Annotated in this window: 15 protein-coding genes; 12 read left to right on the plus strand and 3 right to left on the minus strand. The window is 51.9% G+C overall.

Annotation, left to right across the window (positions count from 1 at the left end; all coding sequences use genetic code 11):
• From dnaE to typA, 10 genes are all read left to right on the plus strand, one after another.
• Positions 1–1863 carry a DNA polymerase III subunit alpha gene (gene dnaE / locus IPH19_00790; protein QQR60988.1) on the plus strand — a complete coding sequence of 621 codons (1863 nt, stop codon included), beginning with the start codon at positions 1–3 and terminating at the stop codon, positions 1861–1863.
• Between the two features lie 269 nt (positions 1864–2132).
• Positions 2133–2405 carry a hypothetical protein gene (locus IPH19_00795; protein QQR60989.1) on the plus strand — a complete coding sequence of 91 codons (273 nt, stop codon included), beginning with the start codon at positions 2133–2135 and terminating at the stop codon, positions 2403–2405.
• A gap of 30 nt (positions 2406–2435) precedes the next feature.
• Complete coding sequence (locus IPH19_00800; protein QQR60990.1) at positions 2436–2870, plus strand: MBL fold metallo-hydrolase; 435 nt, start codon at positions 2436–2438, stop codon at positions 2868–2870.
• A gap of 42 nt (positions 2871–2912) precedes the next feature.
• Positions 2913–3785, plus strand: a complete 873-nt coding sequence (locus IPH19_00805) for a hypothetical protein (GenBank protein QQR60991.1) — start codon at positions 2913–2915, stop codon at positions 3783–3785.
• On the plus strand, positions 3782–4702 hold the full coding sequence (locus IPH19_00810) for an EamA family transporter (GenBank protein ID QQR60992.1): 921 nt from the start codon (positions 3782–3784) through the stop codon (positions 4700–4702). The genes IPH19_00805 and IPH19_00810 overlap by 4 nt, the downstream gene beginning before the upstream one ends.
• Positions 4692–5744 (plus strand): beta-galactosidase, encoded by a 1053-nt coding sequence (locus IPH19_00815; protein ID QQR60993.1) that lies wholly within the window; start codon positions 4692–4694, stop codon positions 5742–5744. Before IPH19_00810 ends, IPH19_00815 begins: the two co-directional genes overlap by 11 nt.
• A 108-nt stretch (positions 5745–5852) precedes the next feature.
• Entirely contained in the window at positions 5853–6059 is a 207-nt protein-coding gene (locus IPH19_00820) for a DUF378 domain-containing protein (protein ID QQR61350.1), read from the plus strand.
• Positions 6060–6225: 166 nt separating this feature from the next.
• Complete coding sequence (locus IPH19_00825) at positions 6226–6672, plus strand: hypothetical protein (protein QQR60994.1); 447 nt, start codon at positions 6226–6228, stop codon at positions 6670–6672.
• Positions 6673–7049: 377 nt separating this feature from the next.
• A complete protein-coding gene (locus IPH19_00830; protein ID QQR60995.1) occupies positions 7050–7595 on the plus strand; it encodes a hypothetical protein in 546 nt (181 codons plus the stop codon).
• Between the two features lie 96 nt (positions 7596–7691).
• Positions 7692–9503 (plus strand): translational GTPase TypA, encoded by a 1812-nt coding sequence (typA, locus tag IPH19_00835; protein ID QQR60996.1) that lies wholly within the window; start codon positions 7692–7694, stop codon positions 9501–9503.
• Between the two features lie 57 nt (positions 9504–9560).
• Here the strand turns inward: typA and IPH19_00840 are convergent, their stop codons facing one another.
• Positions 9561–10391 (minus strand): hypothetical protein, encoded by an 831-nt coding sequence (locus IPH19_00840; GenBank protein ID QQR60997.1) that lies wholly within the window; start codon positions 10389–10391, stop codon positions 9561–9563.
• 74 nt (positions 10392–10465) lie between these two features.
• A complete protein-coding gene (locus IPH19_00845) occupies positions 10466–10978 on the minus strand; it encodes an ORF6N domain-containing protein (GenBank protein QQR60998.1) in 513 nt (170 codons plus the stop codon).
• Positions 10979–11097: 119 nt separating this feature from the next.
• On the opposite strand from IPH19_00845, the gene IPH19_00850 reads away from it, so the two are divergent.
• Positions 11098–11868 (plus strand): hypothetical protein, encoded by a 771-nt coding sequence (locus IPH19_00850; protein QQR60999.1) that lies wholly within the window; start codon positions 11098–11100, stop codon positions 11866–11868.
• Positions 11869–11929: 61 nt separating this feature from the next.
• Here IPH19_00850 and IPH19_00855 read toward each other — a convergent pair whose 3' ends face one another.
• The gene (locus IPH19_00855) at positions 11930–12559 is read right to left on the minus strand and encodes a hypothetical protein (GenBank protein QQR61000.1); all 630 of its coding nucleotides are present in this window, start codon (positions 12557–12559) and stop codon (positions 11930–11932) included.
• Positions 12560–12661: 102 nt separating this feature from the next.
• Between IPH19_00855 and IPH19_00860 the strand changes: the two genes are divergently transcribed.
• Positions 12662–13243, plus strand: a complete 582-nt coding sequence (locus IPH19_00860) for a ribonuclease H-like domain-containing protein (GenBank protein QQR61001.1) — start codon at positions 12662–12664, stop codon at positions 13241–13243.
• Positions 13244–13393 lie beyond the last annotated feature (150 nt).

Below are 13393 nucleotides of genomic sequence, written 5' to 3' on the forward strand. Positions count from 1 at the left end.
ATGGGCTTGCTCAAGATGGACTTCTTGGGATTGTCCAACTTGAGCGTTATTCGCGACTGCTTGGAAATCGCTAAAGCCGTTCACGGAGCTGAGGTCGACATGGAGACATTGCCGCTGGATGACGCAAAGACGTTTGAATTGTTGGGTAAGGGTATTACGACCGGTGTATTCCAGCTTGAATCGGATGGAATGAAGAAGTATATCCGCGAGCTTAGGCCGACGGTTATCGAAGACATTATCGCTATGGTGGCGCTGTATCGACCTGGTCCGATGCAGTTTATCGAGTCGTTTATTGACCGTAAGCATGGGCGCGAGAAAATTACCTATATCCATCCGCTGACGGAGAATGCGCTCAAAACAACGTACGGTCTTCCGATTTATCAGGAGCAAGTGATGCAAGTCGCAAAAGACATGGCCGGCTTTACAGGCGGCCAAGCTGACACGTTGCGTAAAGCCATGGGTAAAAAAATCGCCAAGCTCATGGCAGAAATGCGCACCAAGTTTATTGATGGATCATTGGCAAATGGCGTTCCCCAAGAAAAAGCCGAGGCTATTTTTACGCAGTTTGAAGAATTTGCTGCGTACGGCTTCAACAAGTCGCATGCCGCTTGTTACGCATTGATCGCGTATCAGACGGCGTATTTGAAAGCGCATTTTCCGGATGCCTTCATGGCAGCACTGATGAACTCAGATATTTCCAACCTTGACCGCATCACGATTGAAGTTGAGGAGTGCCGTGATATCGGACTGGAAGTCACACCGCCAGATATTAATGAATCATTCCGCGGATTTGCTGTCGTGAAGGGGACAAACAAGATTCGCTTTGGACTATTGGCTATCAAAGGCATCGGAGAAGATGTGGTTGAAACGATTTATCAGGAGAGAAAAGCGAAGGGACCTTATAAGAATCTGGAGGACTTTGTTACACGCGTAACGGGAAAGCATATTAATCGACGTTCGCTTGAATCATTGATCAAATCTGGCGCGCTGGATCGCTTTGGAGATCGCAATCAGCTTTACTTTAATATCGAGGCGATTCTTGAATATCAGAAGCGCGTGACACAGGAAGCAAACTCCGGACAGTTTAATTTGTTTGCTTTGTCGAGCGTGAATCTTTCGCAGCCAGCTTTGACGTTAAAACCTGCACCGCCTGCAGCGACACGCGACATTCTGATTTGGGAAAAAGAATTGCTCGGACTGTATATTTCCGCGCATCCCTTTAAAGATTTCTCGCATCAGCTCGCGGGCCTGGTTACCGAGATCAAAGACCTGCCGCTCAAAACAAAGGAAAAGAGCGTCAGAACAGCGGGCTTTATCACGCAGGCGAAAAAAATCCTAACCAAAAATGGCGAGCCGATGGTGTTTACCAAGCTTCAGGATATGGGTGGTGAAATTGAAGCGGTTATTTTTCCGCGCGTGTACAAAGAAAAGCCGGAGCTCTGGGAATCGGATAAAGCCGTGGTCCTTTCTGGACGCGTACAGCTGAAGGACGGGGAGCCGAAGTTTTTGGTTGAGTCCGGATATGAGATTACGCAGGATAATATCGAGCAGGTGCGTCAGCAGTTTATGGGGAGCGGAGCTGTACACCAGCAGGTTGAAGAGTCTGTTCAGACGGAAGCACCTGCTAAAAAATCCGCTGATGCCGTGACCATTCACCTGCGCGCCCATCTCCCCGAAACGATCCTCTACAAACTTCGAGCGGTTCTCGACGCGCATCCGGGACGTTTCCGTGTTTACTTTGCTGTCGACAATGCCGGCGGACAACAAAAGATTCTCTCATCGTATAAAATTACATTTGATGAACTGATCGCCAAAGAGCTAGAGATGATTCTCGGACCGGATACGGTGAAAGTCGAAGCCTAACTGTCATTGCGAGGAGTTCGACGACGAAGCAAACCTGATCGAGGGTTCAGGATTGCTTCGCTGCTGCTCGCAATGACATATGGTATAATCTGAAACATGGTCAAAAAGGCCAAAAATAAAAACGTCCCTTTGTATCAGCACGACTCGCCGGACTTCTGGGCGTTTACGACGATTTTGGTTTTCCCTGTCGCCATGCTGGGCGCTTTATCGTTTGGCTTTTCATCGACGTCGGCGTTTTTCTAGGCATCTATGCTTCTCTTGGAGCGCTGGTGGCCAATGCGATCGTTGAAAAGCGCTTATGGATGTTTCATCACAAGTGGCGAGACCGATTAGAAGCACCGGATTTCTCTTTCCGTTTGGCAATCGTCACTGGTGCCATTCTGCTCATCGTTCAAACATCGCTCTTGGTTTTTATTTTCACTGAACCATCCTTTGATCGATCCATGCTGAGACTCGTTTTTGACAGGCAGTGCGCGGATGCAAAATACGGTTTTGATGAATTCTGTGCAGGGCTGGAACGAGCCTTGACCAACGCGCCGTAAGGCGCGTTTTGGTGCTATAATCCGATCATTATGCGCATTAGTTTTCTTGGTGCCGCGCGCGAAGTCACCGGCTCGCTGTACCTGATCGAAACCAAGACAACAAACATCCTGGTTGATTGCGGGATGCATCAGGGCTGCAATACATGCGATGTTAAAAATCTTGTTGATTTTCCATTTGACGTAAAAACCGTTCAAGCCGTTCTTTTGACGCATGCGCACCTTGATCATTGCGGAAGAATTCCCAAGTTGATTAAAGCGGGCTTCAAAGGAAAAATTTATGCAACGGCGCCTACTATGAAACTGGCGACGCTTGTTCTAGAAGATGCTCAGCACATCATGGAGGAGGATCATAAGCGCGAGGGGACTCCGATTCTCTATTCTCGCGAAGATGTTGCAATGGCCGTAGAGCAGTTTGAGATTGTCGATTATAGCCGGGAGGTGACCGTTGGCGATTTGGTTTGCTGACCTCGCGATGCCGGACATATTTTTGGATCGGCATTTTGGGAAGTGCGTCAGGTCAATGGACCGAGCGCAGCCTTTTCTGGTGATTTGGGAAATAGAGGCTCCCGAATTCTCCGACCTACCGCGCAGCTCTCGGCGGTTGATGCGCTCATTATTGAGTCGACGTACGGAAATCGTATTCATGAAGATGAGAGTACGCGCGAGTCCAAGCTACGCGAGATTCTTGATCGCGTTATCAAAACAAAAGGCGTGCTTGTGATTCCGGCATTTGCGATTGATCGGACGCAGCAGATTTTGTTTGAGATGAATCACTTGATCGAGAAGGGAATTGTGCCGCAGGTCGATATCTATCTGGATAGTCCGATGGCGATCAAGGCGACAGAGGTCATGAAGGAATATCCCCAGTACTATAATAATGAAGCGCGCGAATTAGCTGCTTCTGGAGACGACTTGTTTGATTTTCCCGGTTTGCAGCTCACCAAGACACGCGATGAATCCAAACTTATCAATGAAGCGCCGCGTCCAAAAGTGATTATCGCCGGATCAGGCATGATGAATGGCGGACGCATCCAGCATCACTTGGTGCGCTATTTGGCCGATAAAAATGCGACCGTGCTCATCGTCGGCTATCAGGCGGATGGGACGCTTGGACGCGAGCTGCATGATGGCAAGAAGGTTGTGCGCGTCTTGCAGGAAACGGTAAATGTGAAAGCGACCGTTACGAGTATCGGCGCTTATAGTGCCCACGCCGACCAATCCAAACTCGTGAAATGGGTGGAGGAAGCAGAAGCTTTGCCAAAGCAGATTTATTGCACGCATGGCGAGGAAGGGGCCGCCGTAGCGCTTGCAACGCGTTTTAAGCAGCATCTGAATATCGAAGCGATTGCACCGCATGTCGGTGATACGATCGAGGTATGAATGTCTGGCTCCCCATCGCCATCGTTGGACATCTTTTGAACGCTTGCGCGTTTCTTGTCGACAAGGCGCTGCTTTCAACAGCGTTTAAACGCAGCGGTACGTATGCCGCTTTGATCGGAGGGCTTTCTTGTTTGGTTTTTTTGGCGGCACCGTGGACGAATCTTCCATCGCTGCAAGCTTGGCCGGCTATTGCGTGTTTTGGCGGATTGTTTGTGCTTGCTGTTTGGACATTTTTTGAAGGATTGCGCCGTGCCGAGGCAACACGCGTCGTTCCAATCATCGGATCGCTTATTCCGATCTTTACACTTATTGATACAAGCCTGTTTTTGGGGGAGAGACTTTCGACAAATGGCTACATCGGTTTTGGCTTGCTGGTTGTTGCAACGGGCATTCTTGCGAGCGGACGCGGGAAGGATCGGTTATCGTTGGCAACGGTTGGCATTTGCGTGCTTTCAGCGTTTCTTTTTGCCGCTTCAAGCGCTTTTGGAAAATACGGATTCCAGACAACACCGTTTCTTGATGTTTTTGTTTGGTCGCGCGTGTCTGCCGGATTGGTGGCGCTCGGTATCGCTTTGTTTGCGCCTGGCGTACGCGGAGAGTTATCAAAATTGATTTTTGTGAAGAGTCGAGGCGCGGCCGTAGAGGAGAGCTTTGCGCTTGGGCTCATGTTCTTTGGACAAGCTTGCGGAGCCTTTGGCTTTCTTCTTGTTCAATTTGCGATCTCGCAGGGGAGCGCGGCTATCGTAAATGCCCTGCAGGCTGTCCAGTATGCGGCACTGGTTTTGGTCGCATGGTTTGGCGGTAAGAAGATCGCAGATTTGCTGCATGAGCGGCATAGCACATCGATCTACCTCACAAAAGGCAGCGCGATCGTTCTGGTCGCGATTGGCCTTTATCTCGTAACCTATGGCATCTAAAAAATCTCCCCTGGGTTTTGATTTGAATGCCGTCAAGAAATGGGCAAAGGGATTGCTTTTTGTCTCAAGCGCCATCATCGCTATTATTTTAGGTTTTTTCCTGATCGGTTGGCCAAAGGAATATCAAAAGGAATATGGCATCACCTGGAGCTCGCCCTACGCCTATGGTCTGGGGCTTAATCCGAATGATGGTTTGCGTCAGGTTTTGGATGATGTAGGCGTGAGACGTTTCCGTATTCCGGCTTATTGGACCGACATCGAACGCGAACAGGGGAAATACGATTTTACGATTTTACGCGAGCAACTCGACGCAATTGCGAGCCGCAATGGAAGCGTGATACTTGCCGTAGGTTCACGTCTTCCGCGTTGGCCGGAGTGCTGGGTTCCGGAATGGGTGACACAGGTCGATCTTGCAACGAGACGCTCCGTGCAGCTCGCTTATCTCCAGAAAACATATGCGATGTTTAAGGATCATCCCGCTGTTAAAGCTTGGCAAGTTGAGAATGAAGCGATGTTCACGTTCTATGTTGAGTGTCCGGGACTCACGAAGGAGCTTGTGGTTGAAGAGTTGCGTTATGTAAAAGGCGAGGAGGCCAAGCGCTCAAATCCTCGACCCGTCTACACAACGGATTCTGGCGAGCTTTCGCTTTGGATCGATTGGGCGGGTGAGGTCGATGGTCTTGGGGTAAGCCTGTATCGCACCGTAACGAATCCGTGGCTTGGAGTGATCCGATATTGGTTTATTCCGCCATGGGCTTATGTGCGTAAAGCTTGGCTAGCCCACTTTTTTGTCGGACCGATTTTTGTCAGTGAATTCCAGATGGAACCGTGGTCGGATTTTCCGCTGGAGAACACGAGCTTGGAAGACCAGTATCGAACGCTCTCGATTGATCAGATGCGCAAAAACTTTCTGTATGCCAAACGGCTTGATATGCCGGCCGTCGATTTTTGGGGAGCGGAGTGGTGGCTGTGGATGCGGGATAAGAAGGGGAATGCCGAGTTTTGGAATGAAGCAAAAGCATTTTTTCAGGCGTCGCGATAATGATCGCTAAACGAGTTATCCACAAGCGTCGTGCTATCATTAAAATACGAATAATTATTTCCTTTCATCGTTTCTATGATGAGTGCTTCTAAGGGCTGTACAGTACACATGGCCGCGTTCTGGCTTATGTGGATCGGTGCTGTTAACTGGGGCTTGGTCGGCGTAGGCGGCTTTCTCGGAAAGAACTGGAACGTCGTTGGTCTCTTGCTTGGCCGCTGGCCGCAGGTTGAATGGATCGTTTACATCCTTGTCGGTGTATCCGCTCTCGCGATGCTCATGAAGGACAGCTGTGCCATGTGTAAGACGGCTAAATAAGCCGCCCTCACGTCAAACACAAAACCCTCCATAGCGGAGGGTTTTGTGTTTACTTTTTCTTTTCCCTTCTTTGCACTTTCACCGACAAGTCCTGGCTTTTGAGAATGTATTGATGGAACTATTGACGAGATCGAGTAGATACGTCGTGATGTGCGCGGAGGATGCCATGGCGCGTGCAATCGTTCATTCACTCTTGTACGTCCTTTTCTTGGGCTGCGGGCATGCCGATGGTTTGCGTGTCGAGTGGAATGAGGTGCCGTCGACGAGTGCGTCACGCGCTTCATCAGAGCCGCTGGTCGAGGAAGAGTCGCTTGAGACGGAGGAGGATGTGTACGCGCTCATGATCGGGCCGCTGCGCGATCCGGTCATCGACGTAACCTTCTACGATCCATCCGACGGCCGCTTCACACTCACATCGTTCGAGTGCATGTGGCAGGGGAGACGCTGCGTCGGCCATATGCCGTATGAAGCGCGCCGCAGCCACTACTTTACGGTCGATACCGTCCGGCACTTGTGTCCGGATGTGAGGCTCTACCGTAATGGCCTCGAGATCGATTTGGAGCGCTATCGGCTCCGATCCTGCGCCTTTCTCATGGAGGCTGACCCGGATTGACAGGGTAGCCGGTCTGTGATATCAAAGAGCTCGCCAAGCCGGAGCTGTTCCGGTCAGGGTGTGCCAAAGGCTAGAAGTTTGCCGAGTAGCGCACGCTCCCCAAGCCGTGAACCAGAGACCCGAACCAGAGGTAGACATGCGCATGTGCAGCCTCGCTCGCGATCCCTTCACGTAGACTCGCTCCTGACGATCACGTGCCAACCCCGATCGCTGTAACCCCCGACACATAAAACTGGTGTCGGGGGTTTTCTTATTTTTAGGCAAAGACCGTCGGTTGACAGAAAAAAATAATATCGTACTCTCTCATTGCTCATTCATAGGAGGAGCGCATGCGAGAATATCTCAAGAAGTTGAGTCTGGTTTTTTCAGGTGTTTTCATGGCGACCGCACTTGCCATGTGCGCACCCGGTGGAATGGAGATGATGGGTGACGCCATGGTCGACGCCGGGCACATGCTGAGCGACGCAGCGGATGACGCGACGAGCGACGCAGCCGCCCAGGAGTCCTGTGCAACGAACTGCTCGACGGGAGGCGTTCTGCGAGTCATGACCGCTGATACCGATCCTGCGCAGCTAGTAACTGCTACCGTCATACATGATGGAACCGGCTCGTCCGAGTCGTTCGAGGTCGTAGCCGGTCCGTTGGTCCTGACGGATTTGGGCTTTGCCAGGGACGGCGTTCCGCATCTGGAGTTTCGTGTCTCTTCACTTCCTGATTGCCCATTCGGGCCGAGCGTGACGGACGCCCCTCCGTTTACAGTAATCGCACTGGATGACCAGAGCGCTACTTCTGTAAACACTCGCTACAACCATGAGATCCACGGAGGCCGGTATTACATACCGGAGGGTTCGCGCCTGTGCGCATACCTCGCCGGTGATACTACGTGGTATGTACGCTACGCTGGTTTCAGACCCTACAACTGACAACAACGACCCTCATGTCAAACATGAGGGTCGAACTTATATTTAAGATTAGTGAGGTTGACAGAAGGTCAAAATGGGGCTAAACTTCGCCCACTTATGTCCGCTATCCGCAATATCGCGATTATCGCCCACGTCGACCACGGCAAAACCACCTTGGCCGATGCGCTTTTGAAACAGAGCGAAACCTTCCAGGGTAAAGGCCTTGAAGGTGACACCATTCTCGACATGAACCCGCTTGAACGTGAGCGCGGTATCACGATTTTGGCTAAAAACGTGGCTGTCGCGTATGGCGGCAGCAAAATCAACATTGTCGACACTCCAGGTCACGCTGACTTTGGCGGAGAAGTTGAACGTGTTATGAGCTTGGTCGATGGAGCGCTTTTGCTCGTCGATGCCAAGGAAGGTCCGATGCCTCAGACGCGCTTTGTTCTTAAAAAGGCGATTCAGGCCGGACACCGCATCATTGTCGTTATCAATAAGATCGATAAACCGGATGCACGCCCAGACTGGGTTGTTGATCAGGTCTTTGATTTGTTCGTCACGCTTGGTGCAACGGATGCCCAGACGGATTTCCCGATCGTTTATGCCTCGGCTAAACAGGGTAAGGCTGGTTTGACGCCGAATCTCGAGGAGATGACGGATATCAAGCCTTTGTTTGAGACAATTATTAAAGAAATCCCGGTTCCGAAGAATGACCAGACCGGTCCGCTTCAGGTTTCTGTCGCGAACGTGTCTTACGACAACTATAAGGGTAAGACAGGTCTTGGACGTGTTGTGCGCGGCATTTTCCGCCCAGGCAACGTGATCTGGATCAACCGTGATGGCGTAAAGGCTCCTGCTAAGATTACGACCGTGTACTCGTTTATCGGTCTTGGAAAGATCGAGGTTCCGGAAGCTGTTGCCGGTGACATCGTTGCTTTTGCCGGTATTGAAAACTTGAACATTGGTGAAACGATCGCTGACGTGAACCAGCCAGAAGCTTTGCCGGTTATCAAGATCGAGGAACCGACGGTTAAGATGACATTCGCTGTTAACACCTCGCCGTTTGCCGGTCAGGAAGGCCAGTTCACCACCTCGCGTAACATTAAGGAGCGTTTGGATCGTGAATTGCAGAATGACGTTGCTTTGCGCGTTGATCCAGGATCTGGCGATGGCTCGTTCGTTGTCAGCGGTCGCGGTGAATTGCATTTGTCGATTTTGATCGAGCGCATGCGCCGTGAAGGATTTGAGCTTCAGGTTTCCCGTCCGCAGGTTATTTTCAAGGAAGAGAATGGCCAGAAGACGGAACCGTTTGAAGAAGTGACGCTCGAGTGTCCGGAAGGCGTGAGCGGATCGGTTATTGAAAAGATGGGACGCCGCAAGGGCGACATGAAGGACATGCGCGTCGAGAACGGTACGGCGTATCTCCAGTTTGAGATTCCGACTCGTGGTTTGATCGGCTACCGCACAGAATTCATGATGGACACGCGCGGTCAGGGTATTTTGAACACCTTGTTCCTCGGTTACCGCCCATTCGTCGGTTCAATCGACGGAACACCGCATGGCTCGCTTATCTCATTTGAAACGGGCGAGTCCAACAGCTACGGCCTCATGGCTGCCCAGGAACGCGGACAGATGTTTATCGGTCCTGGCGTCAAAGTCTACGAAGGTATGGTTGTCGGACAGAATGCCAAGGCGGAAGACTTGATGGTGAACATTTGTAAGGAAAAGAAACTTTCCAACATGCGCTCCAAGGGAGATGGTGTTGCCGAAGGTTTGACCACACCGCGCTCGATGTCTTTGGAAGAAGGTCTCGAGTATCTCGGTGAAGATGAGCTTCTCGAAGTCACGCCAGTCAGTCTGCGCATCCGTAAAACATTCTTGAAAGAATTTGAGCGCAAGCGCGCTGATCAGGCCAAGAACGCCTAATAAGGAACGAAGAAGCCCCACCGGAGTGATCCGGTGGGGCTTTTCTGTAGCGCCGAACTAGTCGGCGACGAGGATGTAGAGGATACCCTTCTCTTGGTCGATGAACTCGGGGAAGTTGCCACCCAGCCAGAGATCGAGGAGGGGCTGGCACTTTGCCGACTCTTCCGGAAGGCCCTCTTCGAGCATGGCGATCGGGTAAATCAGCGTATAGACGAGGCTGGACGTTCGGTCAACTTCGAGTATGCCGACCGACGAAGGCTTCTGGGGTGTTCGTAGCGGTTTTTCCTTCCTCGCCTTCAGAACATTCATCGCAGCCCGCCGGATTGATTGATGGAGCGAACGTTGGAACTGCAGTTCCAACTCTACCCGAATTCTTTCTTCGAAATCTTCGTGGATTGTTCCGTTGAAGACTTTGTCCATCGCTTCCTGTGCGCAGTTGACTGCGCAGTCGAACAGATGGCCCTTTACCGTGCTACGGAGCACCTTGTTGAGCTTGGCCGCGTAGCCTTCGTCGATGAAGACTTCTGCCCAGTCATACACAGCGTCCAAGACGGCGTCGCACTTCTTCCCGTGCTCCTCGTACTCAGCGTCTGTAGCCTCCACACCCGACTCCTTCTTGAGTCTAAGAGCTCGTGGGAGATAGTGCGGAGATGTGTACCCACGCTTCTCATAGTCGTCGTACCGATTCCGCTCATGATGACGCAGAACAACAACTTCTTTGATCTCGCACCAGAAGATGGCGCTCTTGGCTCGTGACTCGAGGTCTGGCATCGCCTTTTGAAGCTCCAGACACTTGCCTTTGAAAGGCCGGAGGATTTTCAGAATGGCGGCACCTTTGCCGGGGAAGTACTTATTCCAGTAAGCGACCTTCCAAACTTGGTGTTTCAAGGTCCGACTCCTTTTGACCGCATAGCGGGCCGCTTTTTAGCGACCCTGTTTCTTACAGGAAAAATGAGGTTCTGTCAATCCTCCCTGAACCCTATTTCCGGCTTGGGGGAGTCATCGGTTTCCAGTAACCGACGAAGGGCATCAAACACCATTTTGAATTGCTCATCATACTGCTTTTCCAGCACCTCGAGCTTGCGGCGAAGATGGTCGTTTTCGGAGATCATTTCTCGGAGTTTGGTGAAGGTTCGGATGATTTGGATGTTTACCATGACGGCACGCTCACTCTTTAATACGCTCGAGAGCATGGCGACGCCTTGTTCCGTGAAGACGAGAGGTAATTTACGTAGTCCCATCCGCTCCCGATTGGAAGTCACAAATTGTGACTTCCAATTTTTTAGCTCAACTTCGCTCAAGTTAAACATAAAGTCTTCCGGAAAGCGTTCAAGATTGCGTTTGACTGCCTGGTTCAAGACTTTGGTCTCAACCCCATATAGCTCCGCCAAATCTCTATCAAGCATGACCTTTTTGCCTCTTATCAAGAAAATTCTACCTTCTATTCGTTCAAATGGGACGATCGTTGTATCCATGCATATACTCCGTTCGCTTTTTTAAATCTTTTGTCAATCATAAGGCTCGAAACTTGACGAATTAGCGAAAAAACGGCGAAATAGGCGGATAGCCCATAGAGGAGCTATAGGAGGCGAGAATGCCGGAATTTCTCTTGGTTGCGATCGCCGCAACCCTGTTTTGCCTCATCAGGTATCAGAGCATCCGTCTCTGCTTCAACTACCTCAGACGTTCCTTCTTCCGAACAGAGCGGCCAAAACCCCGCTACAACCCCTACCGGGACAATCCGGAGGTCGAACGGGATCGCTACCGCGCAGAGGCGGAGCGACTGGCGCTCGAGCTGCAGCAAGCGCATGACGAGCTTCATGGGACACGTATGGAGCGCGACCTGGCCATCCAGGATCGTGATCTGCGGGCTCTCATGGCTCGTTTCCGGCTCGGTAGCGCTTTTGCGCTCGGTGCGCTCACTTGCTTCACCAGCGTGAACGTGGTGCCGCAGATCGCGAGCGACATGCTGGCGGAACGGCCGCCGCATGTGCGCCCGACTCGATCCGCACACACCGAGCACTCAGCACGGCGCGACGATCTCATGATCGGCCTGCTGACGATGTCGCAGCGCTACTATCCCTATGCGGCTTGCGTGCCGGAAACCTGCTGCCATCGGAGCCGTCTCAGGCTGGTGGATTTTGCAGGGATCACGCTCCGGCTTGAGCCAGCGCCGCTTCCCATCCAGTTCTTCTGGTTGCAGCCGCGTGAGGTCAACGAGGTGACCAGCACGAGCGGGGGAGAGGCCCCTCCCTCGAGGCCGCAAACTCCCCAGCCGACGTGGATCGAGCGCTACGCGCTCCCCCATGGCCGCGAGTATGCCAACTACGGTCCTTCCGGCATCACCATGATCGCACTCGACTGAAACGTAGAACCCCCGACACCAGCCTGGTGTCGGGGGTTCATGATTTCAGATGAACTCATAGCTACTTTGTCTTAGGAAGGATTGGCGGAGGGAGCTCAGTGATACGCTCCTCGCCCTCGTCCACTTTGATGCCCGCTTGCGCGAGATCTTCATCGGTGATGCGAGTCATGCTTCCGGTCGGGCGCTCGCCAAGCATGAACTGCTGCGTCGTGACCGAGTCCGCAGACTTGTCCGTAGAAGGTACGATCTTCTTGGGGAGAACGTACGCGACCATCATGCGCTGCGTGAGCTCGGAGTAACGCTCGCGCTGCTCGATAACGAGTACTTGATGCTCCGGAACCTCGAAGCATTCCACTCCCGGACGCACGCCCTGGTATCCTCTCCACTCAGCCGAACGCGCGAGTATGAACGTGTCGATGATAGCGAGGTAGGGGATGCGCTTGCGAATTTCGCGCAGCACGTCGAGGGTTTGATCCAGCGTCTCGTGCTTACCAGTCCCCATGACAATCGTCATACCCTGAACCGGTTCCAATTTGCGCAGACGGATCAGGATGGCGTTAGCCTGGGGAGCCTGGTGAAACGGGATCTCGAGGATGTTGTCCGTCTTCACCCGCGCATTGCGCAGAAGCGCAAGGAACGCCTGGCGAGCATTGAATGGTCGTTCGTGGTCGGAACGAAGCAGAACCAACATTGATACCTCCGTGCTGTGGATTAACACGCAAGATGTTTTTTTTCAAGGGTTTGACCCAGTTTCCGCTTTGACTTTCCTGTGGTATTCTCATCGACGTTTTCTATGCGCCACGAAGTTGTCCTCGATATCGAAACACGCAATACGTTTCAAGACGTTGGCGCCTACAACCCTTCTTTACTGCAAGTTTCGCTTGTTGGTTGTTATTTCTACGAAACCGACACGTATGAGGCCTTTCTTGAGGAGGATTTACCCAAGCTTTGGCCGCGACTTGAGCGAGCCGACCGCATCATCGGATACAATCTGATCGGCTTTGATTATCCCTGCTTGCAAACGTATTACTCGGGGGACATGATGCGTCTGCCTACGGTCGATCTTTTGGTGGAGATCGAGAAAAAACTCGGATTTCGCATCAAACTCGATGATGTGGCCCAAGCCACGCTGGGCGTCGGTAAAAGCGGACATGGACTCATGGCCGTCGAGTACTGGAAAAAAGGGGAGATCGAGAAGCTTAAGGAATATTGCTTGCAGGATGTACGCGTCACCAAGGATGTGTACGAATATGCCCTGCAAAATGGTCATGTGCGCTTCAATAATCGTCAGGGGCAAGTACAGCAAGTCCCAACGGAGATAGAGCCGCCAGAACCAAGTGCAAGACAGGCCATCAATCTCTCCTTTGGACTCTAAAGATATCCACAGAACGATCAGTTTCTTAGGAAATTCCGAGGTGAGCCGGCTACTAGATCTTGTGGTATAATCCTATTTGGACCACAAGATGTAGTGGTCGGGCCATCTCTCAGCCTCCCAACACACGCGAACGGCCGATCGTTATCATGA

This window comes from Candidatus Uhrbacteria bacterium (assembly GCA_016699205.1).
In the GTDB taxonomy this organism is placed as follows: domain Bacteria; phylum Patescibacteriota; class Patescibacteriia; order 2-12-FULL-60-25; family 2-12-FULL-60-25; genus CAIXDN01.